The sequence below is a fragment of the Microbacterium sp. UNCCL10 genome, from assembly GCF_000746195.1.
In the GTDB taxonomy this organism is placed as follows: Bacteria; Actinomycetota; Actinomycetes; order Actinomycetales; family Microbacteriaceae; genus Microbacterium; species Microbacterium saccharophilum.
Window position 1 is genome coordinate 1,370,766 of record NZ_JQKT01000007.1, and the last position, 22,084, is coordinate 1,392,849.

Consider the following 22,084-nt stretch of genomic DNA (forward strand, 5'->3'; position numbering starts at 1 on the left):
TGCGGAAAGGGCCGGAACCCGAAGGTTCCGGCCCTTTCTGTGCTCAGGGTAGAGCGTGGATCAACGACCCGAGAGCTTCTCGCGCAGAGCCGCGAGCGCCTCGTCGTCGGCGAGGGTGCCGCCGGCGCTGCTGTCCGAGGAGAACGAGCTCGAGCTCGAGGAGGACTCGGCGGGAGCGGCAGCCTCGGCCTCGAGGGCCTTGGTGACGGCAGCCTTGTGCGCCTCCCAGCGACCCTGGGCAGCCGCGTACTCGGCCTCCCACTTCTCGCGGGCCTCGTCGGAGCCTTCCTTCCAGGCGTTGGTCTCGGGGTCGAAGCCCTCGGGGTACTTGTACTCCCCGTTCTCGTCGTACTCCGTCGCCATGCCGTAGAGGGCCGGGTCGAACTCGGTGCCGTTGGGGTCGACCGACTCGTTGGCCTGCTTGAGCGACAGCGAGATGCGGCGACGCTCGAGGTCGATGTCGATGATCTTGACGAAGACCTCTTCGCCGACCGACACGACCTGCTCGGCGAGCTCGACGTGCTTGCCGGAGAGCTCCGAGATGTGCACGAGGCCCTCGATGCCGTCCGCGACGCGCACGAACGCACCGAACGGAACGAGCTTGGTGACCTTGCCCGGCGCGACCTGACCGATCGCGTGGGTGCGGGCGAAGACCTGCCAGGGGTCCTCCTGCGTCGCCTTGAGCGACAGGGAGACGCGCTCGCGGTCCAGGTCGACCTCGAGGATCTCGACGGTGACTTCCTGACCGACCTCGACGACCTCGGAGGCGTGCTCGATGTGCTTCCAGGACAGCTCGGAGACGTGCACGAGGCCGTCCACGCCACCCAGGTCCACGAACGCACCGAAGTTGACGATCGACGACACGACACCCTTGCGGACCTGACCCTTGTGCAGGTTGTTCAGGAACGTGGTGCGCGACTCGGACTGCGTCTGCTCGAGCAGGGCGCGGCGCGAGAGCACGACGTTGTTGCGGTTCTTGTCCAGCTCGAGGATCTTGGCCTCGATCTCCTGGCCGAGGTACGGCGTGAGGTCGCGGACGCGGCGCAGCTCGATGAGCGAGGCCGGGAGGAAGCCACGGAGGCCGATGTCGACGATGAGGCCGCCCTTGACGACCTCGATGACCGAACCGGTGACGACGCCGTCGTTCTCCTTGATCTTCTCGACGTCTCCCCAGGCACGCTCGTACTGTGCGCGCTTCTTGGAGAGGATGAGGCGGCCTTCCTTGTCCTCCTTCTGGAGAACGAGGGCTTCGACCTCGTCGCCGACCTTGACGACCTCGTTAGGGTCGACGTCGTGCTTGATGGAAAGCTCACGCGAGGGGATGACGCCCTCGGTCTTGTAGCCGACGTCGAGGAGGACCTCGTCGCGGTCGATCTTCACGACGGTGCCTTCGATGAGGTCTCCGTCGTTGAAGAACTTCAGGGTCTTTTCGACCGCGGCCAGGAAGTCCTCAGCAGATCCGATGTCGTTGATGGCGACCTGCTTGATGGCCGGGGCGGTCGTTGCGGTAGTCATGTAGTGGGTTGTCCTTGTTGGGTTGGGGTGTCGGGCTTCACGCCGTCGACGGCATCCGAAAGCAAGCGGATGCCTCGAGCCGAAGCGGTTGGAGTTTGATTGCGATGTCACCAGCGCATGGCGAAAGAGCCACACGAGTGACAGTCCAGGGTACCAGAATCCGGGCTCGCCCATCCGGAAGCGGGGCGGCTCCGGCCCGCTCATTACGCTGAACCCGTGGATGAGCTGCGGCCGGGCGTGTACCGGCACTTCAAGGGCGCCCGCTACGAGGTCATCGGCGTGGCGCGGCACAGCGAGACCGAGGAGCCGCTGGTCGTCTACCGTCCGCTGCACGGCGAGCCGTCGCTGTGGGTGCGGCCGCTCGCGATGTGGGTCGAGGACGTCGACCGCGATGGGTATCGCGGGCCTCGCTTCGTGCGCGAGGACGCGCAGGCCTAACGCGCGTCGACCTCGCCGTCGAGGTACCACCAGCGCTCGCGCTGGAAGACGAAGCGGCTCACCTCGTGCAGGATGCCCCGGCCGCCCCGGTCGTGGACCCAGTGCGCACGGAACTCGACGGTGCCGCGCGTGTCGGTGGGCCGGCCGGCCTCCGTCCCGAGGATCTCGAGGCGCTCCCATCGCGGGGCGTCCTCGAGCGTCAGGTCGGCGGGGCGGGTCGAGAGATGCCAGGTCGCCGCCAGGTGACCGGCGTCGCGGAGCGCGAAGGCGGTGTACCGGGAGCGCATGAGGGCTTCCGCCGTCGGTGCAGGCGCGCCGTCGAGCAACGGGCCACAGCACTCCCCGAAGGTTCCGCCCGCGCCGCACGGGCACGCCGACATCGCCGCCGGCCGGTTCCCTCGCCGCTCCGCGGCCGCTCCGAATGACATGCGCACCTCCGGTGTCGACGGTAGTCGAGCCGCGCGTCGCGGATGCTGAATGCTGACCTCGGGCGATGGTCCACCCGGGCCAAAGTGCGAGTCACGAGGCCGCCCACCCGCACATCGACGCCGACTTCTGTCCGGGCGAGGCCTGACGGCGACGACCGGGTGCCTCCTCCCCCGGCCCCGTGCATCTGCGTACGGCCGTCCAGGCTGTGGAGAACCCTCGAAGGTGTCGACGCGGATGGCTAACGTGGGGCACATGTTCGTCCGAGGTCGCCGGATGGCGGGCGTTTGGGCCGTTGCGGCCGTAGCGCTCGCGCTGACGACCGCCTGCACGCCAGACGCCGCTCCGACACCGAGCCCGTCGCCGACGGGGTTCGCGTCGGAGGAAGAAGCGTTTGCCGCGGCGGAGGAGACCTATCGCGCCTACGTGGATGCGCTGAACCAGGTGGATCTTTCGGACCCGGCGACCTTCGAGCCGGTGTATGCGCTCACCACCGGGGAGGCCTACGAGGCGATCCGCAAAGACCTGACAACTATGGGTGGGGATGGCTGGTCAGTGTCTGGGGAAACCCGCCCGACGTTGCTCAAGTTGTCGTCATACGACGCAGGAAGTACGGTCTTGGCAGTCTGTGTAGACGTGAGCGGCGTGGATCTCCTCGACATGGACGGCAACTCCGTCGTACAACCTGATCGACGTGATATCCAGTCGATGAGCGTGACCCTGGAACGCGGGGGCGACGGAACTGGCGAAATGCTAATCAGTCAGTTGGTCGGACGAACGGGCGGTCCCCGATGCCCCGAATCCTGAGCGTTGGTGGGGCACTCGCGCTCCTCTTCTCCATGGTTGTTCCGGCTGCTGCGCCAAGCTATTGCTCGACCTCTGGTTGGGGCGGGAACTGCGACGTCACCAACACCGGTACCTCCGTCGACATCGGCGCTTCGCACAACACACCCGGCCGCGGAGGCGGGGACAACCGCGGTGACCGCGACGACGACATCCGACCACCATCGGACGGCGGAAGCGGCACGGCGCCCGAGTGCACCGGCCTGTGCCGCGGCAACTACGAGGTCGAGCTCATCCGCGAGGTGACGCTCACCGACCTCGCGTCATTCGCGCCGGCCGCGCCTCCGTTGACGGGCCAGCCGGCGGGCGTCGCGATCGTGGGGATGCCCGCCAACTTCGTCGTCGCGGCGAGCACCCACACCGTCACGGGTGAGCTCTTCGACCTGCCGGTCAGCGTCCGGTTCACGCCGGCCTCCTATCTCCTCGTGCATGGCGACGGCACGGCGCGGGAAGCATCCACGGGCGGCCAGACGTGGGAGGCACTCGGGCAGGCGCAGTTCAGCGCGACCGCGACGAGCCACGCCTACGGATCGCGCGGCACGTTCACGGCGCACGCGGCCGTCCGCTACTCCGCGGCGGTCGACTTCGGCAACGGCTGGGCCCCCGTCCCCGGTGTCCTGGAGCTGTCCACCGGCGGTTACGCCGTCGACGTGCTCGAGGTGCGCACGGCCCTCGTCGAACGCACCTGCGTCGAAGACCCCGGCGGGCCGGGCTGCTGACGGGGTGTCGTCCGCGCATGCCAGGATGAGGCCGTGACCGACCGCCTCATGCTGCTCGACACCGCGAGCCTCTACTTCCGCGCGTTCTACGGCGTCCCCGACACCGTCAAGGCGCCCGACGGCCGCCCCGTCAACGCCGCCCGCGGCCTGCTCGACATGATCGCGAAACTAGTCACGACCTACGAGCCGACCCACCTCATCGCCTGCTGGGACGATGACTGGCGGCCGCAGTGGCGCGTCGACCTCATCCCGAGCTACAAGACGCACCGCGTCGCGGTCGTCGTCGAGGGTGCCCCCGACGTCGAGATCGTCCCCGATCCGCTCGAGGTGCAGATCCCCGTCATCCGGGAGGCCCTGGACACCTTCGGCATCCCGATCATCGGACGCGCCGACCACGAAGCGGATGACATCATCGGGAGCCTCGCGACGCAGTCGTCCCGGCCGGTCGAGGTCGTCACGGGCGATCGCGACCTGTTCCAGCTCGTCGACGATGCAAGCGACGTGCGCGTCATCTACACCGGGCGCGGGATGAGCAACCTCGAAGTGCTGACCGACGCGACCGTCGTGGCGAAGTACGGCATCCTGCCCTCGCAGTACGCGGATTTCGCCGCCCTGCGCGGCGACCCCTCCGACGGCCTCCCCGGCGTCGCGGGCATCGGCGAGAAGACCGGCGCGAACCTGCTCGCGACCCACGGCGACCTCGCCGGCATCATCGCTGCCGCCCAGGAGGGGGCAGGGCTGACGGCCGGCATCCGCGCGAAGATCCTCGCCGCCGGCGACTATCTCGCCGTCGCCCCGGCGGTGGTACAGGTCGTCCGCGACCTCGACCTCGGCGACGTGGATGGCCGCATCACCGCGCCCGACGACGACACCGTCGCCACGCTCGCGGCGAAGTGGGCGCTCGGGTCCTCCGCGACGCGCGCGCAGGCCGCGCTCGCCTCGCGCGTCTGACACCGCCCGCCGCCGCCCCGCCCGCTCAGCCGCGCGCCGTCCATTCCCGCAGACGCTCGAGCGGCCACGTCGTCACGATGCGCTCGGGCGGCACACCGGCCGCCTCCGCCCGCACCGCCCCGTAATCGAGGAGCGACAGCTGGCCCGGCGCGTGGGCGTCGGAGTCGATCGAGAACAGGCACCCCTCCGCGAGCGCGATCGCGATCAGCTCGTCCGGCGGATCCTCGCGCTCGGGTCGCGAATTGATCTCGACCGCGACGCCATGCGCCGCGCACGCGGCGAACACGGCACGCGGATCGAACGTGGACGGCGGGCGTTCGCCGCGCGACCCGCGGATGAGCCGCCCGGTCACATGCCCGAGGACGTCGACATGCGGGTTCGACACCGCCGCGACGAGACGCCGCGTCATCGGCCCGTGCTCCATCCGCAGCTTCGAATGCGCGGATGCCACCACGACGTCCAGCTCGGCGAGCAGGCCCTCCTCCTGGTCGAGCGCGCCGTCGTCGAGGATGTCGACCTCGATGCCCGACAGCAGCGTGAAGCCGTCCCCGCGGAATCCCGCGACGACCTGGAGCTGCTCGCGGAGCCGCTCCGGGGACAGCCCTCGCGCGACCGTGAGACGCGGCGAGTGGTCGGTGAGGGCGAGATACTCGTGCCCCAGGGCGCGCGCCGCGTCGACCATGAGATCGATGGGCGTGAGACCGTCGGACCATTCGGAGTGCGCGTGCAGATCGCCGCGCAGCAGGCTCCGCAGCCGCGAGGTCGTGGCCGGCTCGTTCCGGGCGCGGAGCTCGGCCAGGTAGTCGGGCACCTCACCCGCGAGCGCCTGCTGGATCACCGCGAACGTCGAGTCGCCGATGCCCTTTCGCCGCCGGAGCGCCGCGGAATCCCTCAGTTCGGCCTCGCTCAGACCCGCGATGGCGCCGGATGCGGCGCGGAACGCCTTCGACTTGTAGCGCGAGGATCGCTCACGCTCCAGGAGCGTGGCGATCTCGTTGAGCGCATCGACGGGGTGCATACGCGGAAAGGGCCCGCTCGCGCGGGCCCTGCCGGGTCAGGCGGTGGTGACCGTCGATCGACGGACGACGACCGGGATCGACGCGAGGCGATGGATGGCCCAGCCGAAGAGGATCGACAGGATGCCGATGCCGATCGCGAAGGCCGCGACACCGAAGGACACGACGGACGTGAACAGCGAGGCCCGGAGGAACGACGCGTTCATCATCGTGGCGCGCACCGGGTCGTCCTGCTCGAGCTCGGCGTACGTCTTGCCCTCGGATGCGGACAGGGCGTGGTGCTGAATGATGTCGGCCTGCACGAAGGCGGTGAAGGGGCCGGCGACCGTCTGGCCCTGGAACGCCATCGCGTCGTCCGGAACGGTGATGTTCTCGGCGCGGAGCTGGCTGGAGACCATGACCCACACGACGATGCCGACGATGATGAGGGCGAGTCCGCCCAGGATGCCGAGGATGCCGACGACCTTGACGAGGCCGGCCTTCTTCTGGGGCGACTCGATGGTGTCGGCCGTGCCGACTGCTGCTTCTGACATGTGGGGGGTGTCCTCTCGGCGATGGCTTGTGATGCCTTCGTTGTGCCCTCACGGTAGCGAACACGGCGCCCACCGGGCCAGGGGGCGCGGCCGTGCAAATCCCCGCCCGACGCGGGAGGCGTCAGGCCGCGGAACCGGCCGTCGCCTGCACCCAGGCGTCGAGCTTCGCGGCCGCGGCGCCGGAGTCGATGGTCTCCGCCGCCGCGTCGCGTGCTTCCGCGAGACGCTCGACGATGGGACGCTGCACCTGCCCGGCATCCTGGAAGAGCCGATACGACACGATGCCCGCGGCGGCGTTCAGCAGCACGATGTCGCGCACCGGGCCGGGCTCGCCCTGCAGGACCCGGTGCACGATGGCGGCGTTGTGCGCCGCGTCGCCGCCGAGCAGGTCGCCGATGTCGGCGAGCGGGATGCCGATGTCCCGCGGGTCGAGGTCGTGTTCGTGGACGTCGCCGCGGCTGATCTCCCACACGCGGCTGTGCCCGGTCGTGGTCAGCTCGTCCAGCCCGTCATCGCCGCGGAACACGAGCGCCGTGGCGCCGCGCGTACGGAACACGCCCGTGATGAGGGGCACGCGGTCCAGGCTCGCGACGCCGACCGCGTTCGCTTCGGCGCGCGCCGGGTTGCACAGCGGTCCGAGGAAGTTGAAGACGGTGGGGACGCCGAGCTCGGCACGCGTGGGACCGGCGTGTCGGAAGCCCGGGTGGAACGCCGAGGCGAACGCGAACGTGATGCCGACCTCGCCGAGCACCTCGGCGACGCGCTCGGGGCTGAGCGTCAGATCGATCCCCAGAGCACCCAGGACGTCGGACGAGCCGGACGCGGAGCTGGCCGCCTTGTTCCCGTGCTTGACGACGGGGATGCCGCTCGCGGCGGCGACGATCGCGGACATCGTGGAGATGTTGACGGTGCCGAACCGGTCCCCTCCGGTCCCCACGATGTCGAGGACCTCGGCGGGCACGGGAAGCGGGAGGGCGGCCTCCAGGATGGCGTCGCGGAAGCCCACGATCTCATCGACCGTCTCCCCCTTGGCGCGCAGCGCGAGCAGGAATCCGGCGAGCTGGGAAGGGGTCGCCTCGCCGGCCATCACCTTCCGCATCGCCCACGTCGATTCGGACACGCTGAGGTCCCGCCGATCGAGGATCGACGTGAGAATCTCGGGCCACGAGGAGAGCTCCACCATGGACACCGATCCTATCGGCACACTTCCGGCGCATTCCCGGCCGGTTCTTAGGGTCCCCTAACCGAATGGAATCTCGACATCACCTTCAGGGATGCGAAAACCTGGCGGCGATATCAGCCATAATGGGGTGCGTGACGACCTCTTCAGCGACGTATCCCCAGGCCTTGCGGTCCGTCAAGCGGCCGGACCCGGTCGCGGTCGGAACCATCGTGTGGCTCGGCAGCGAAGTCATGTTCTTCGCGGGCCTTTTCGCCATCTACTTCACCCTTCGCAACTCCTCGCCGGAGCTGTGGGCGGATCGCACCGAGCTGCTGAACATCCCGTTCGCCGCGGTGAACACCGTCATCCTCGTGCTGTCCTCGTTCACGGCCCAGGCGGGCGTGTTCGCGGCCGAGCGGTTCCAGCCGTACCGCAAGGGCTCGTTCTGGCAGTTCCGCCAGTGGGGCATGGTCGAGTGGTTCTTCCTCAGCTTCATCATGGGCGCCGTGTTCGTCTCCGGTCAGGTGTGGGAGTACGCCACGCTCGTCGCTGAGGGGATGCCGATCAGCGCGGACTCGTACGCGTCGGCCTTCTACATCACCACCGGCTTCCACGCCCTGCATGTCACCGGCGGACTCATCGCCATGCTCCTGGTCATCGGCCGCGCCTTCGCGGTCAAGAACTTCGGACGCAAGGAGATGACCACCTCGATCGTCGTGTCGTACTACTGGCACTTCGTCGACGTCGTCTGGATCGTCCTTTTCTTCGTCATCTACTTCGTCAAGTGACAGAGCGGAGCTGAAACTTCCCATGGCATCGAAGACCCCGCGTCGCTCGTCCGGACGCCGCAGCAAGTGGGCCACGGCCGCCCTCATCGGGATCGGCCTGCTGGTCACCGGCGGCGTCTACGCCGGCGCGTCGGCAGCCATGGCTGCGACCGAGACGCCCACCGCAGCGACCCAGCTCACCGTCGACGACGGCAAGAAGCTGTTCCAGGCCAACTGCGCCACCTGTCACGGCCTCAACCTCGAGGGCACGAACGACGGCCCGTCGCTGTTCGGCGTCGGCGAGCTCGCGGTCGAGTTCCAGGTGGCCACCGGCCGCATGCCGCTGCAGATGCAGGGCCCGCAGGCCCCGCAGAAGCCGGTCCAGTTCACGCAGGAGCAGATCGAGGCCATGGCCGCGTGGGTGCAGTCCGTGGCCCCCGGCCCCACCTACCCGGACGACGAAGTGCTCGACGGCGAGGGGGACGTCGCCAACGGCGCCGAGCTCTTCCGCATCAACTGCGCCATGTGCCACAACGTGGCCGCGGCCGGCGGTGCCCTCACCGAGGGCAAGTACGCCCCGGCGCTGACCGAGACCAGCCCGCTGCACATGTACGCGGCGATGGTCACCGGCCCGCAGAACATGCCCGTCTTCAACGACCTGAACCTCTCCACCGAGGAGAAGCGCGACATCATCTCCGCGCTGCTCTTCCTGCAGGAGAACGAGTCCGCGGGGGGCTTCTCGCTCGGTTCGCTCGGCCCGGTCTCCGAGGGTCTGTTCATCTGGATCTTCGGCATCGGCACACTCATCGGCATCACCGTGTGGATCACGGCGAAGTCGAACTGATCGATCACTGACTGTACGGAACGGACGAGGAGCACCATGGCACACGAGGAAGACGCACTCGAGCACGAGAGGGCTTCATGGAAGCCCTCCCCCGGGCTCGCTGTAGCGGTTCCCGACCCTGTGCAGAACCCCGGACTGCCCCCGCACCGGGCGCGGATGACGGACAAGGACCCCGCGGCGATGACCCGCGCGGTCCGCACGGTCTACACCCTGTTCTATCTCTCCCTCGCGGGCAGCATCTGGGCGACCGCCGCCTACATGCTGTTCCCCATCGAGAGCGGTCGCATCGTCGACATCCGCAACAACAACCTCTTCATCGGCCTCGGCATCGGCCTGGCCCTGCTGGCACTCGGACTCGGCGCGATCCACTGGTCGAAGGCCGTCATGTCCGACAAGGAGTTCATCGAGCCCCGGCACGCGACGCGTGGGCGCGACGCGACGCGCGAGGGCGCCGTGCAGGCGTTCCGTGACGCGAACGAGGAGTCCGGCTTCGGCCGGCGCACCGCCATCCGGGGTTCCCTCATCGCCGCCGTCGCCGCGTCGATCCTCCCCGGCATCACCCTCTTCCGCGGCCTCGCGCCGCACAGCGACAAGTCGACCGAGGAGGGAGCCCTCGCCGGTGACCCGGTCGCGCTGCTCAAACAGACGATGTGGAAGGAAGGCGAGCGCCTCGCGCACGACCCGAGCGGCGAGCCCATCCGCGCCGCGGACGTCACGCTCGGCTCCGCCGTGCACGTCATCCCGGAATCGCTCGCCGAGCTCGGGCACAGCGAGGGCTACCTCGAGGAGAAGGCCAAGGCCATCGTTCTCCTCATGCGTCTCCTCCCGGAGGACCTGCCGGCCGAGTACAACAACCTCGACTGGGCCTACGACGGCATCGTCGCCTACTCCAAGGTGTGCACGCACGTCGGCTGCCCCGTCGCCCTCTACGAGCAGCAGACCCACCACCTGCTGTGCCCCTGCCACCAGTCGCAGTTCGACGTGTCGCGCAGCGCCGCCGTCATCTTCGGCCCGGCCGCTCGGCCGCTGCCGCAGCTGCCGATCACCGTCGACGCCGAGGGCTACCTCGTGGCGAAGAGCGACTTCACCGAACCTGTCGGCCCGAGCTTCTGGGAGCGCCATTGAGCACCGCGACTGTCACTGAGACAGGAACTGACAAGACCCAGAACGAGAAGCCGCTCGGCGGCCGCTTCGTCGCGGGTGCGGCGAACTACATCGACGAGCGCACGAGCATCTCGGGCTTCGTCAAGGAGCTCGGCCGCAAGATCTTCCCCGACCACTGGTCGTTCATGCTGGGTGAGATCGCCATGTGGGCGTTCGTCGTCGTGCTGCTCTCGGGTACGTTCCTGACGTTCTTCTTCCAGGCCTCCATGACCGAGACGCACTACAACGGCGCGTACATCCCGCTCCGCGGTGTCGAGATGTCCGCGGCGCTCGAATCGACCCTGCGGATCTCCTTCGACATCCGCGGTGGACTGCTGGTCCGGCAGATCCACCACTGGGCCGCGCTCGTCTTCGTCGCCGGCATCGGCGTGCACATGCTGCGCATCTTCTTCACGGGCGCGTTCCGCAAGCCGCGCGAGCTGAACTGGGTCATCGGCTTCATCATGTTCATCCTCGCGATGGCCGAAGGCTTCACGGGATACTCTCTCCCCGACGACCTGCTCTCCGGCAACGGCCTGCGCATCATCGACGGCATGGTCAAGGGCATCCCCCTGATCGGAACCTGGACCTCGTTCCTGCTCTTCGGCGGCGAGTTCCCCGGGTCGCTCATCGTCGGCCGTCTCTACACGCTGCACATCCTCCTGCTGCCGGCGATCCTCGTCGCGCTGCTGGTCGTGCACCTCATGCTGATGATCATCAACAAGCACACGCAGTTCGCCGGCCCCGGCCGCACGAACAGCAACGTCGTGGGCTACCCGATGATGCCCATCTACATGACGAAGATGGGCGGGTTCCTCTTCATCACGTTCGGCGTCATCGTGCTGATCGCCTCGCTGTTCACGATCAACCCGATCTGGAACTACGGTCCGTACGACCCGTCCCCCGTCTCGGCCGGCACCCAGCCCGACTGGTACATCGGCTTCGCCGACGGTGGCCTGCGCCTCGCCCCGTCGAACTGGGACATCGTGTTCCTCGACCGCACCTGGTCGTTCGGCATCCTGGTGCCGCTCGCGGTCATCGGCCTGTTCATCGTGGCCGTCCTGATCTACCCCTTCCTGGAGGCGTGGATCACGGGTGACAAGCGCGAGCACCACATCGCCCAGCGCCCGCGCAACGCCGCGACCCGCACCGCCATCGGTGCCGCCGGCGTCACGTTCTACGCGGTCCTGTGGGCGGCGGCGTCCTCGGACATCATCGCCACGCACTTCCACCTCACGATGGAAGGCGTCATCCACACGCTGCAGGCGCTCCTGATCGTCGGCCCCGTCATCGCCTACTTCGTCACGAAGCGCATGTGCCTCGCGCTGCAGAAGAAGGATCGCGAGATCGCCCTGCACGGCTACGAGTCCGGTCGCATCGTCCGCCTCCCCGGCGGCGAGTACATCGAGGTGCACCAGCCCGTCGACGAGTACGAGCGCGTCAAGCTCGTCGAGAACGAGACGATGGCTCCCCTCGTGGTGCGCCCCAACGACAAGGGACGCATCCCCTGGCACGAGAACCTGCGGGCGAGCCTGTCGCGATGGTTCTTCGAGGACCGCCTCACGCCGCTGTCGCAGGGCGAGATCGAGGCGGCGCTGGCCCACCAGCACCACTCCCTCGACCACATCGCCGACGAAGAGGCGCTCGAGCTGCAGGGTGCGCACGAGCGTGCCGGAGTCCCCGACGCGCCGCTGCACCCGATCGACGACGGCCACAACACCGAGACGGCGAACCGTCCGTCGAACATCATCGTCTCGGACGACCCGACCACGAAGAAGCCCACGAAGGGCGACTGACCGCATCGGCAGGAAAGCGGCGAGGACTGACCGTCATGGTCGTCCTCGCCGCTTTCGCGTTCGCCTATCGTGAGAGCCATGACCGATGCGCTCGCCTACTTCTCCGCCAAGCTCCAGCTCGAGACGGATGCCTCCGACGTGTACGCCGCCCAGAAGGCCGGCGAGCGGTTCACCCTGGTGGACGTGCGCGGTCAGGATGCCTGGGATCAGGGCCGCGTCCGCGGCGCGATCCACATGCCCTACCGCGAGATCGCCGAGCGTGCGCCGGTGGAGATCGACCCCGGTCTCGAGGTCGTCGTGTACTGCTGGAGTCCGGGGTGCAACGCCGGCACGAAGGGCGCCCTCGAGTTCGCGAAGCTCGGCTACCGCGTCCGCGAGATGATCGGCGGCTTCGAGTACTGGGCGCGCGAGGGGCAGCCCATCGAGAACGCGGACGGCCCGCTCCCCCGCACGTTCGACCCGCTCGTGATGGTCGTCCGGGAGAGCGCGGGCCCGGTGGCCTGAACCGCGGCCACCTGCATCGTGGCCTGAACCGTGGCCTGCACGGTGCTCAGGCGGTCGCGAGGCCCTCTTCGACGACCTCACCGAATCGGGCTGCCGCGGCGCCCGCCAGGCGCGGCACGGCGGCGAGATCCGGTGCACCGTCCACGACGTCGCACACGACCGCCGTGACGTTGTCGCGGGAGGCCGCGTCGAGCGCGAGCGCCACGATGAGCGCGGCCGCCTCGGAGGGGTCGGGGGTGGTCGCGAGGATCGCCGCGACGTCCGGCTCGGGCACGTAGTCCGTCACCCCGTCGCTGCAGAGCAGCCAACGGTCCCCGAGGAGCGCGTCGCGCGTCTCCACCCGGATGACGTCCCGCTCGTCGCCGCTCAGCGACGCCGTGATGATGTTGCGGCGCGGGTGCGACCAGGCGTCCTCGGCACGCACGAGCCCCTGGTCGATGAGCGCCTGCACGAAGGAGTCGTCGCGCGTCTGGCGCGTGAGCGTGCCGTCCCGGAGGAGATAGGCGCGGGAGTCGCCGGTGTGGGCGAGAAGCAGGGCGCCGCCGGCCGCGAGCCACAGGCCCGTGCAGGTCGTCGCCATGCCCGCGAGCGCGGGGTCGCGGCGTACGTGCGCGCCGAGGTCCCAGTTCGCGGCGCGGATGCGGCCGGCGAGTTCGGTGGCGTCCGCGCAACGGGGGCTCCCGGCCACCAGGCGGTGCACGAGCGCCGCCGAGGCCAGGTCGCCCGCCGGTCCCCCGCCGACGCCGTCCGCGACGGCGGCCGCCCAGGGCGCGGCGAACGCCGCGTCCTGGTTGACCTCGCGGTACGAGCCGACGTCCGAGGAGACACCGGCCCGCAGGCGGTAGAGCGTCGGACTCAGCGTGCGAAGTACCCGCGGTAGTACTCGAACACCCAGCCGACGATCGCGACCGTGAAGATCGCGATGCTGATCGGCATCAGCCACGTTCCGACCGAGAGACCGATCATGCCGAACGCGGCGGAGGAGGCGAGCACGATGGGCCACCACGACCAGGGGCTGAACTCGCCCATCTCCGGGTCGCCGTCGTCGATGTCCGCCGTCAGGACGTCCTCGGGCAGCTCGCCGCCCTGCGCGCGGTGCACGCGGTTGACGTAGAACCCGATGAGGATCGACATGAAGGCCGTGAACAGCAGGGCGACGGTGCCGACCCACTCGATGGCGTTGGGCCACGGCAGGTCGGGGTGCGCGAGGATGTTCCACCCCGTGTAGACGACCGCGACGAGGAGGAAGAACCCGGTCAGCAGCCACCAGAGGTTGACGTTGGTCTTCACTTACTTGACCTCTCCCTCGGCGGTGTCGACGACCGGTGCATCCGGGGCGTCCTTGGCGGGGCCCACGCCGACCGGGATGCCGGCCTCGGGGTGGTTCAGGTCGAACGCGGGACGCTCGCTGCGGATCCGCGGGATCGACGTGAAGTTGTGGCGCGGCGGCGGGCAGGAGGTCGCCCATTCGAGCGATCCGCCGTAGCCCCACGGGTCGTTCACGGTGACCCGCGGCGCCTTGCGGGCGGTCAGCCACACGTTGAACAGGAACGGGATCATCGAGGCGCCGAGCAGCATGGCGCCCACAGTGGAGACCTGGTTGCCCCACGTCCAGCCGTCAGCCTCGGAGTAGTCCGCGTAGCGGCGGACCATGCCGTCCACGCCCAGCCAGTGCTGGATGAGGAAGGTCATGTGGAAGCCGATGAACAGCATCCAGAAGTGCACGTAGCCCAGACGCTCGTTGAGCATCCGACCGGTCCACTTGGGCCACCAGAAGTAGAAGCCGGCGAACATCGCGAACACGACCGTGCCGAAGACGACGTAGTGGAAGTGCGCGACGACGAAGTACGAGTCGGAGAGGTGGAAGTCCAGCGGCGGCGAAGCGAGGATGACGCCGGTGAGACCACCGAAGACGAAGGACACGAGGAAGCCGAGCGCGAAGACCATGGGCGTCTCGAACGTCACGGAGCCTCGCCACAGCGTGCCGATCCAGTTGAAGATCTTCACACCCGTCGGCACCGCGATGAGCATCGTCATGAGCGCGAAGAACGGCAGCAGCACGGCGCCGGTGACGTACATGTGGTGCGCCCACACCGACACCGACAGGGCTGCAATCGCGATGGTCGCGTAGATGAGGGTCTTGTAGCCGAAGATCGGCTTCCGGCTGAACACAGGGAAGATCTCCGACACGATGCCGAAGAACGGCAGCGCGATGATGTACACCTCGGGGTGCCCGAAGAACCAGAACAGGTGCTGCCACAGCAGGACACCGCCGTTGGCGGGGTCGTAGATGTGCGCACCGAGCACGCGGTCGGCGGCGGCGGCGAGGATCGCGGCGGCCAGCACCGGGAACGCCATGAGGATGAGGATGCTCGTGATGAGCGTGTTCCAGGAGAAGATCGGCAGGCGCCACATCGTCATGCCGGGCGCGCGCATCGTGATGATCGTCGTGATGAAGTTCACGGCGCCGAGGATCGTTCCGAAACCGCTCATGCCGAGACCCAGCATCCAGAGGTTTCCACCCGCGCCTGGTGAGAACGTCGCATTCGCGAGCGGCTGATACGCGAACCAGCCGAACGAGGCCGCACCCTGCGGGGTGAGGAAGCCGGCGACCGCGATGAGCGAGCCGAACAGGAACAGCCAGAAGGCGAAGGCGTTCAGGCGCGGGAACGCGACGTCGGGGGCGCCGATCTGCAGCGGCAGGATGGCGTTCGCGAAGCCCGCGAACAGCGGCGTCGCGAACATCAGCAGCATGATCGTGCCGTGCATCGTGAAGAGCTGGTTGTACTGCTCCTTCGTCGGGACGATCTGCATGCCCGGCTCGAAGAGCTCCGCGCGGATGATGAGCGCCATCACGCCGCCGAGGAGGAAGAACAGCACCGACGCGATGAGGTACATGTACCCGATCGTCTTGTGGTCGGTGGAGGTGATCCACTTGACGATCAGGTTGCCCTTCTGGTCAACGCGGGACGCGCTGAGCAGTGCGGCCTGCCGCGGGGGCAGGGTCGTCGGGCGGCTCTGGGTGTCGGCTTGCAGCGGAACCGTGGTAGCCATCAGTTCTCTCCCTCGGATGCGCCGGTGCCGGGCAGGTTCTGCAGCCGGTCGTAGGCGTCGTTGATGTCACCGGTCTGGCCGGCGTCGCGCAGCGACTCCAGGTAGTCCTGGTATTCGGCGTCGGAGACGACGTTGACGTTGAACAGCATCATCGAGTGGTACTGGCCGCACAGCTCGGCGCACTTGCCCGCGTACTCACCCTCGCGCGTGGGCGTGAAGGACCAGTAGTTGTCCCGCCCGATGTACATGTCCTTCTTGTAGAGGAAGTCGATGATCCAGAAGGAGTGGATGACGTCGCGCGACTGGAGCTTGATCTTGACTTCCTTGTCGACCGGGAGGACCAGGGTCGGCAGATCGGTCGTGACGTTGCCCTGCGCGTCGGTCTGCGCCTGGACACCCATCGTCCAGACCGCGTCGTCGGCCTCTTCGCAGTCGCTCTCCGTGTACTGGAAGTCCCAGGCCCACTGCTTGCCGATCGCCGTGATGCAGACGTCCGGGTCGTCGTACTGGGTCTCGAGGACCGCCTGGTCGCGCGCGGTGAAGGCGAAGAAGCCGAGCACGAGGATGAGCGGGACGACCGTGTAGAAGATCTCGATCGGCATGTTGTACCGCATCTGCACGGGAAGGCCCGACTGGCCCTTCCGGCGGCGGTAGGCGATGGCCGCGAACCCCATGAGCGCCCACGTGATCACGCCGACGGCGAGCAGCACGATCCACGAGTTCACCCACAGCCCCGACACCATGGCGGTGTGGTTGGTGGCCTGAGAGCCGTCCTCCTGGAAGCCGGGGAGGTAGCCGTTCAGCTCGGACGGGGTGCAGCCTGCAAGCGCGATGGCGGAGGCAACCCCCATCGGGATGACGGCCCAGCGGAGTCGGCGTTTGGCGCGCACGGTTCACCTTTCGGGGTCATGAAGGTCGATCGATGCCAGTCTAGGGCAACCTCTCACCCGATCCAGGCCAACCGTCCAGGATGTCGGGGGTCGCCCGACGCGGTTTTTCCGGCGCGATCAGTGGAAGCTGTCGCCGCAGGCGCAGCTGCCCGCCGCGTTGGGGTTGTCGATCGTGAAACCCTGCTCCGAGATCGTGTCCTTGAAGTCGATCGACGCGCCGTCGAGGTACGGGACGGACATGTCGTCGACGATGACCTCGACGCCGTCGAAGTCGACCGTGGCGTCGCCGTCGAGGTACCGCTCGTCGAAGTAGAGCTGGTAGATCAGGCCCGAGCATCCACCCGGCTGCACGGCGACGCGCAGTCGCAGGTCGTCGCGGTTCTCCTGCTCGAGCAGGCTCTTCACCTTCGCGGCGGCGGCGGCGGTGAGGCCGACACCGTGTGCCGGCGTGGTCTCGACGGGGGTCGTGGCGATGTCGGTCATGGCGCTCCCAGGTTTCGGGCCGTTGTCAGACGGCTGGATGCCATGATTCTACGCCGCCCGCGCGCGCCCGGGCCCGCGCTGGGCGACGGCGCGCGTCAGAGCGTCGACGCGTCGAGGCTCTCCAGCAGCAGGGCCTCGGACACGAGCGCACGGCGGAACGTGTCCAGGTGCAGCGACTCGTTCGGGCTGTGCGCCCGGGCGTGCGGGTCTTCGACACCCGTCACGAGGATCTGCGCGGCGGGGAACTCGTGGACGAGGTCGGCGATGAACGGGATGGAGCCGCCCACCCCGATGTCGACGGGATCGACGCCGTAGCCCTCCGCCAGCGCGTCCCGCGCCTGGGCGACGGCGGCGCCGCTCGTGTCGACGAGGAAGGCGTCGCCGAGGTCGACGTCGGTGAACTCCAGCGCGGCCCCGAACGGCGCATGTGCCCGCAGGTGGGCCTCCATGGCGGCGTAGGCGTCCTTCGCGCTCTGTCCCGGCGCGATCCGCGCGCTGATGACGACGGAGATCTCGGGGCTGAGGGTGTTCGAGGCGTTGCGGACCGAAGGGGCGTCGATGCCGGTCACCGTGATGGACGGCTTGTTCCAGATGCGGCTCAGGATGGTGCCGCGCCCGACAGGGCTCACACCCTCGGGCAGGCCCGCTTCGCTGCGCAGCGTCTCCTCGGTGTAGTCGGGGGTCTCCGCGTCGCGCTCGGTGAGCCCCTCCACCGCGACGGCGCCGTCGTCGTCCCACAGGGTCGCCAGGAGCTTGACGGTCGCCATCATGGCGTCCGGGACCGCTCCCCCGAACATTCCGGAGTGGGAGGCGTGGTCCAGCGTCCGCACGGTCAGCGTGAATCGCGCGTTGCCGCGCAGCGAGACGGTGAGGGCCGGAGTGACGGCATCCCAGTTGCCGGAATCGGCCACGACGATCACATCGGCGCGGAGCGCCTCGGCGTTGTCGCGGAGGAACTGCGCGAAGGACGCGGAGCCGGCCTCCTCCTCCCCCTCGATGAAGAGGTTCACGCCGAGGTCGAAGTCGGCGCCGAGGGCCTCGACGAGGGCGCGGAGGGCGCCGACGTGCGCCATCACGCCCGCCTTGTCATCGGCCGAGCCGCGCCCGTAGAGGCGGCCGTCGCGGACGGTCGGCTCGAACGGCGGCGTCTCCCACAGCGCCTCGTCGCCGACGGGCTGCACGTCGTGGTGTGCGTACAGGAGGATCGTGGGCTTGCCGCCCCGCGCGGCGCGCGTGGCGAGGACCGCCGGCATGCCGGGGTTCCCGGTCGCGGGGATCGTCGCCGTCTTGATCTGGACGGCGTCGAAGATGCCGAGTCCGTCGAGCAGCCCCTTCACGGCCTCCGCGCTGCGCTGCACCTCGGCCCGGTCGAACCCGGGGAACGCGATCGACGGGATGCGCACGAGCGTGCCCAGATCTGCGAGGGCGGCGGGCACGGCGGAGAGCGCGGCGTCGCGGACGGCGTCACGGCGGGACAGGTCGGAAGTCATGCGGGTAATCTTAGAGGGCACGTTTCCCGCGAACCGAGGACCCCACCCGTGGCCAAGACACCTTCCGTCCCCGCATCCGACGCCGAGTCGGACGCGACCTCCGGCCCCGGCAAGAACCGGCCCACGCCGACGCGCGCCGAGCGGGAGGCAGCCCGCAAGCGCCCGCTCGTCGCCGACACGAAGGAAGCCAAGGCACGCGCCAAGGCGGAGCTCGCGGCCAAGCGCGAGAAGGCGCGGATCGGCATGGCGAACGGTGACGAGAAGTATCTGCCGCTGCGCGACCGCGGCCCGCAGCGCCGCTTCGCCCGTGACTTCGTCGACTCCGGCTGGCACCTCGGCGAGCTGCTCATGCCGCTCATGGTCGTCGTGATCCTGCTGAGCCTCGTGCCCAATGCCGCCGTCACCTACTACGCGTTCGTGGCCCTCTGGGTGTTCATCCTCTTCGCCGTCGGCGACATGATCATCACCAGCATCCGCGTGAAGAAGCTCGCGAAGGCGAAGTTCGGCGCGGACCGCATGGAGAAGGGCCTCGGCTGGTACTCGGCGATGCGCAGCGTGCAGATGCGCTTCATGCGTCTGCCGAAGCCGCAGGTCAAGCGCGGCCAGCACCCCGCCTGAGGCCCGCGCCGGCCCGGCGTCAGCGCTTCGCGAGCTCGCGGTTGATCTGCCGCGCCCAGAACGGGCCGCGGTAGATGAACCCGGTGTAGCCCTGCACGATCGTGGCGCCCGCGGCGAGACGCTCGCGGACGTCGTCGGCGGTCTCGACTCCGCCGGCCGCGATGATGCAGAACTCCGGCGGCACGGCGGCCCGGACGATCCGGAGCACCTCGAGGGCGCGGGCGCGCAGCGGCGCGCCGGACAGCCCGCCCGCGCCCGCGGCATCCACCGTCTCGGCCGGCGTGGTCAGTCCGGCACGGGAGATCGTCGTGTTCGTCGCAACGAGACCGGCCAGTCCCAGGTCGACGGCGAGGCGCGCGATCGCGTCCACCTCGTCGTCGGCGAGGTCGGGCGCGATCTTCACCAGGAGCGGCGTCGTGCCCGCGGCATCCCGCACGGCGGTCAGCAGCGGCCGGAGGGTCTCCACGGCCTGCAGGCCGCGGAGACCGGGGGTGTTGGGCGAGGAGACGTTGACGACAAGGTAGTCCGCGACGGCCGCGACCTCCCGCGTGCTCGCGACGTAGTCCTCGGTCGCCGCCGCGACGTCGACGACGCGGCTCTTGCCGATGTTCGCGCCGAGGACGAGAGTGCCCGCGCGGCGACGCGCCGTCCGCAGGCGTGCTGCGGCGGCCGCCGCCCCCGCGTTGTTGAAGCCCATCCGGTTGACCAGTGCCCGGTCGGCGACGAACCGGAACAGCCGCGGACGGGGGTTGCCGTCCTGCGGGATGGCGGTGACGGTGCCGACCTCGACGTGCCCGAAGCCGAGCGCGTAGATCCCGGCCGTGGCGGTCGCGTCCTTGTCGAATCCGGCCGCGATCCCGAACGGCGAGTCGAAGACGAGGCCGAGCGCCTCGGTGCGCAGCCGCGTGTCGGGGCGGGTCATGGCACGCACGAGCGGCCGGAGCGGCCAGACCCCCAGGGCGCGGATCACGAGCATCGCGGCGTGGTGCGCCGTCTCGGGGTCCATGCGGGTGAACACGTGGCGGAAGACGAAGGGATACATCGCGTCCAGCCTACGGTCACGGGGCCTGCCGTCCTGCCCGCGTCCCGGGTTCATGACTCGCCGTCGACGGCGCGCGCGACGTGATCGGCGCGCAGCTGCGAGATCGAGGCCTCGAAATCCTCCAGCGAGTCGAACGCCTGGTAGACGCTCGCGAAGCGCAGGTAGGCGACCTCGTCGAGGTCGCGGAGGGGGCCGAGGATCGCGAGGCCGATCTCGTTCGTGTCGATCTGCGACGAGCCGGTCTGCCGCACGGCCTCTTCGACCGCCTGCGCGAGGACCGCGAGGTCCGCCTCCGTCACGGGGCGACCCTGGCAGGCCTTGCGGACCCCGGACATGACCTTCTCCCGGCTGAACGGCTCGATGACACCGGAGCGCTTGATGACGTTCAGGCTCGCGGTCTCGATCGTCGAGAAGCGTCCGCCGCACTCCGGGCACTGCCGACGGCGACGGATGCTGAGGCCGTCGTCGCTGGTCCGGGAGTCGATGACGCGCGAATCGGAGTGACGGCAGAAGGGGCAGTGCATGGCGGCTCCAGCCTACGCGTCGAACCGTGCGGTGACGGCCTCGCCGTGCGCGGGCAGCACCTCGGCTGTGGCGAGCGCGACGATGTCCTCGCGCACCGCCGCCAGCGCCGCACGATCGTACGCGATCACCTGCTGCGGGCGGAGGAACGTGGATGCCGACAGTCCGGCGGCGTAACGCGCCTGCCCGCCGGTGGGCAGCACGTGGTTGCTTCCGGCGAGGTAGTCGCCGAGGCTCACCGGCGAGTGGTCGCCGACGAAGATCGCGCCCGCGTTGACGAAGTCGGCGACGCGCGGCTCGGCGAGGTGGAGCTCGAGGTGCTCGGGCGCGTAGGCGTTGCTGAACGCCGTGGCGACGGCGAGGTCGTCGACGAGGACGATCGCGGACTGCGGGCCGGTGAGCGCCTGCGCGATCCGGGCGGCGTGCAGGGTGGCCGGCGCGCGCACCGCGACATCGGCCTGGACCGCCTCGGCCAGCCGCGCGGAGGTCGTGACGAGGACGGCGGCGGCCTGCTCGTCATGCTCCGCCTGGCTGATGAGGTCGGCGGAGACGAGCGCGGGATCGGCCGAGTCGTCGGCGACGATGAGGATCTCGGTGGCGCCGGCTTCGGAGTCGGTGCCGACCATGCCGGCCACGACGCGCTTGGCGAGGGCGACGAAGTTGTTGCCCGGCCCGGAGATGACGTCGACCGGCGCCAGGCCCAGCGACGGCACACCGTAGGCGTAGGCGCCGATCGCGCCCGCGCCGCCCATCGCGTAGACCTCGGCGATGCCGAGGAGACGCGCGGCGGCGAGGATGACGGGGTGCACGCGTCCCCCGTGCTCGCGCTGCGGCGGCGAGGCGAGCGCCACCTGCGTCACCCCGGCGACCTGCGCGGGGACGACGTTCATGACGACGCTCGACGGGTAGACCGCCTTGCCGCCGGGGACGTAGACGCCGACCCGGCGGACGGGCACCCAGTGCTGCTCGACGCGCGCGCCGGGGCCGAGGTCGGTGACGACCGGCGGCGGCACCTGGGCGGCCGACGCGAGCCGCACGCGACGGATCGCCTCCTCGAGGGCACGGCGGACGTCGGGATCGAGCCCCGCGAGCGCCTCGTCCAGGTGCGCGTCCGGGACGCGGATGTCGTGGCCGGCGACCCCGTCGAACTGCTCCGCCTGCTCGCGCAGCGATTCCTCGCCCCGCGCCGCGACGTCATGCACGATGCGGGCGGCGGTCGTGAGGGCCTCGTCACGCGCGGCGGTGGCGCGCGGCACGGCGGCCAGCAGCTCGGCCGGAGTGAGGGCGCGGCCGCGCAGATCGATCGTGCGGAGCATCACTCCAGACTA

24 protein-coding genes are annotated in these 22,084 nt (G+C 69.4%); 10 read left to right on the forward strand and 14 right to left on the reverse strand.

All coding sequences use genetic code 11. The features are described 5' to 3' along the window. Nucleotides 1-60: 60 nt before the first annotated feature. Entirely contained in the window at nt 61-1,515 is a 1,455-nt protein-coding gene (gene rpsA / locus BR85_RS06780; RefSeq protein ID WP_028495850.1) for a 30S ribosomal protein S1, read from the reverse strand. A 216-nt stretch (nt 1,516-1,731) separates the two neighbouring features. On the opposite strand from rpsA, the gene BR85_RS06785 reads away from it, so the two are divergent. Continuing rightward, nucleotides 1,732-1,953, forward strand: a complete 222-nt coding sequence (locus BR85_RS06785) for a DUF1653 domain-containing protein (RefSeq protein ID WP_028495851.1) — start codon at nt 1,732-1,734, stop codon at nt 1,951-1,953. Here the strand turns inward: BR85_RS06785 and BR85_RS15850 are convergent. Beyond that, nucleotides 1,950-2,636, reverse strand: a complete 687-nt coding sequence (locus tag BR85_RS15850) for a YchJ family protein (protein WP_331280842.1) — start codon at nt 2,634-2,636, stop codon at nt 1,950-1,952. The two genes, BR85_RS06785 and BR85_RS15850, sit on opposite strands and share 4 nt — an antisense overlap. Here BR85_RS15850 and BR85_RS06795 point away from each other — a divergent pair. The 3 genes from BR85_RS06795 to BR85_RS06805 are packed head-to-tail and all read left to right on the forward strand — an operon-like array spanning nt 2,635 to nt 4,892. After that, a complete protein-coding gene (locus BR85_RS06795; RefSeq protein WP_155947961.1) occupies nt 2,635-3,186 on the forward strand; it encodes a hypothetical protein in 552 nt (183 codons plus the stop codon). The genes BR85_RS15850 and BR85_RS06795 overlap by 2 nt on opposite strands. After that, nucleotides 3,171-3,941 carry a hypothetical protein gene (locus BR85_RS06800; protein ID WP_051526184.1) on the forward strand — a complete coding sequence of 257 codons (771 nt, stop codon included), beginning with the start codon at nt 3,171-3,173 and terminating at the stop codon, nt 3,939-3,941. The genes BR85_RS06795 and BR85_RS06800 overlap by 16 nt, the downstream gene beginning before the upstream one ends. Before the next feature lie 33 nt (nt 3,942-3,974). Next, entirely contained in the window at nt 3,975-4,892 is a 918-nt protein-coding gene (locus tag BR85_RS06805) for a 5'-3' exonuclease (RefSeq protein ID WP_028495854.1), read from the forward strand. 25 nt (nt 4,893-4,917) lie between these two features. On the opposite strand, the gene BR85_RS06810 is transcribed toward BR85_RS06805, so the two are convergent. From BR85_RS06810 to trpD, 3 genes are all read right to left on the reverse strand, one after another. Next, a complete protein-coding gene (locus BR85_RS06810) occupies nt 4,918-5,910 on the reverse strand; it encodes a PHP domain-containing protein (protein WP_028495855.1) in 993 nt (330 codons plus the stop codon). A gap of 36 nt (nt 5,911-5,946) precedes the next feature. Next, nucleotides 5,947-6,441, reverse strand: coding sequence for a hypothetical protein (locus BR85_RS06815; RefSeq protein WP_028495856.1), 495 nt, complete (start codon nt 6,439-6,441; stop codon nt 5,947-5,949). Between the two features lie 121 nt (nt 6,442-6,562). Then, on the reverse strand, nt 6,563-7,624 hold the full coding sequence (trpD, locus tag BR85_RS06820) for an anthranilate phosphoribosyltransferase (RefSeq protein WP_028495857.1): 1,062 nt from the start codon (nt 7,622-7,624) through the stop codon (nt 6,563-6,565). A 122-nt stretch (nt 7,625-7,746) separates the two neighbouring features. On the opposite strand from trpD, the gene ctaE reads away from it, so the two are divergent. From ctaE to BR85_RS06845, 5 genes are all read left to right on the forward strand, one after another. After that, entirely contained in the window at nt 7,747-8,391 is a 645-nt protein-coding gene (gene ctaE / locus BR85_RS06825; protein ID WP_036272310.1) for an aa3-type cytochrome oxidase subunit III, read from the forward strand. A 22-nt stretch (nt 8,392-8,413) separates the two neighbouring features. Further along, nucleotides 8,414-9,214: a cytochrome bc1 complex diheme cytochrome c subunit gene (qcrC, locus tag BR85_RS06830; protein WP_028495859.1), complete on the forward strand. Its 801-nt coding sequence runs from the start codon at nt 8,414-8,416 to the stop codon at nt 9,212-9,214. Nucleotides 9,215-9,250: 36 nt separating this feature from the next. Further along, nucleotides 9,251-10,339, forward strand: a complete 1,089-nt coding sequence (qcrA, locus tag BR85_RS06835) for a cytochrome bc1 complex Rieske iron-sulfur subunit (RefSeq protein WP_028495860.1) — start codon at nt 9,251-9,253, stop codon at nt 10,337-10,339. Beyond that, a complete protein-coding gene (qcrB, locus tag BR85_RS06840) occupies nt 10,336-12,153 on the forward strand; it encodes a cytochrome bc1 complex cytochrome b subunit (protein WP_028495861.1) in 1,818 nt (605 codons plus the stop codon). Before qcrA ends, qcrB begins: the two co-directional genes overlap by 4 nt. Nucleotides 12,154-12,231: 78 nt before the next feature. Further along, nucleotides 12,232-12,657 (forward strand): rhodanese-like domain-containing protein, encoded by a 426-nt coding sequence (locus BR85_RS06845; RefSeq protein ID WP_028495862.1) that lies wholly within the window; start codon nt 12,232-12,234, stop codon nt 12,655-12,657. 46 nt (nt 12,658-12,703) lie between these two features. Here BR85_RS06845 and BR85_RS06850 read toward each other — a convergent pair whose 3' ends face one another. The 6 genes from BR85_RS06850 to BR85_RS06875 form a co-directional block, all read right to left on the reverse strand. Beyond that, nucleotides 12,704-13,600, reverse strand: a complete 897-nt coding sequence (locus BR85_RS06850; RefSeq protein WP_231478584.1) for a PP2C family protein-serine/threonine phosphatase — start codon at nt 13,598-13,600, stop codon at nt 12,704-12,706. Next, the gene (locus BR85_RS06855) at nt 13,513-13,947 is read right to left on the reverse strand and encodes a cytochrome c oxidase subunit 4 (protein ID WP_028495864.1); all 435 of its coding nucleotides are present in this window, start codon (nt 13,945-13,947) and stop codon (nt 13,513-13,515) included. Before BR85_RS06855 ends, BR85_RS06850 begins: the two co-directional genes overlap by 88 nt. After that, entirely contained in the window at nt 13,948-15,711 is a 1,764-nt protein-coding gene (gene ctaD, locus BR85_RS06860) for an aa3-type cytochrome oxidase subunit I (protein ID WP_028495865.1), read from the reverse strand. Then, on the reverse strand, nt 15,711-16,601 hold the full coding sequence (gene ctaC, locus BR85_RS06865) for an aa3-type cytochrome oxidase subunit II (RefSeq protein ID WP_028495866.1): 891 nt from the start codon (nt 16,599-16,601) through the stop codon (nt 15,711-15,713). The genes ctaD and ctaC overlap by 1 nt, the downstream gene beginning before the upstream one ends. Before the next feature lie 117 nt (nt 16,602-16,718). Further along, nucleotides 16,719-17,084, reverse strand: a complete 366-nt coding sequence (gene erpA / locus BR85_RS06870) for an iron-sulfur cluster insertion protein ErpA (RefSeq protein WP_028495867.1) — start codon at nt 17,082-17,084, stop codon at nt 16,719-16,721. Nucleotides 17,085-17,179: 95 nt separating this feature from the next. Continuing rightward, nucleotides 17,180-18,574, reverse strand: coding sequence for a dipeptidase (locus tag BR85_RS06875; protein ID WP_028495868.1), 1,395 nt, complete (start codon nt 18,572-18,574; stop codon nt 17,180-17,182). A 48-nt stretch (nt 18,575-18,622) separates the two neighbouring features. On the opposite strand from BR85_RS06875, the gene BR85_RS06880 reads away from it, so the two are divergent. Next, a complete protein-coding gene (locus BR85_RS06880) occupies nt 18,623-19,192 on the forward strand; it encodes a DUF3043 domain-containing protein (protein ID WP_028495869.1) in 570 nt (189 codons plus the stop codon). Nucleotides 19,193-19,211: 19 nt separating this feature from the next. Here BR85_RS06880 and BR85_RS06885 read toward each other — a convergent pair whose 3' ends face one another. From BR85_RS06885 to hisD, 3 genes are read right to left on the reverse strand one after another with little or no spacing between them, the layout of a single operon-like run. Beyond that, the gene (locus BR85_RS06885; RefSeq protein ID WP_028495870.1) at nt 19,212-20,234 is read right to left on the reverse strand and encodes a quinone-dependent dihydroorotate dehydrogenase; all 1,023 of its coding nucleotides are present in this window, start codon (nt 20,232-20,234) and stop codon (nt 19,212-19,214) included. Nucleotides 20,235-20,284: 50 nt separating this feature from the next. Further along, nucleotides 20,285-20,758, reverse strand: coding sequence for a transcriptional regulator NrdR (gene nrdR / locus BR85_RS06890; RefSeq protein WP_028495871.1), 474 nt, complete (start codon nt 20,756-20,758; stop codon nt 20,285-20,287). Between the two features lie 12 nt (nt 20,759-20,770). Then, nucleotides 20,771-22,072 carry a histidinol dehydrogenase gene (gene hisD / locus BR85_RS06895; protein WP_028495872.1) on the reverse strand — a complete coding sequence of 434 codons (1,302 nt, stop codon included), beginning with the start codon at nt 22,070-22,072 and terminating at the stop codon, nt 20,771-20,773. Between the last annotated feature and the right edge of the window lie 12 nt (nt 22,073-22,084).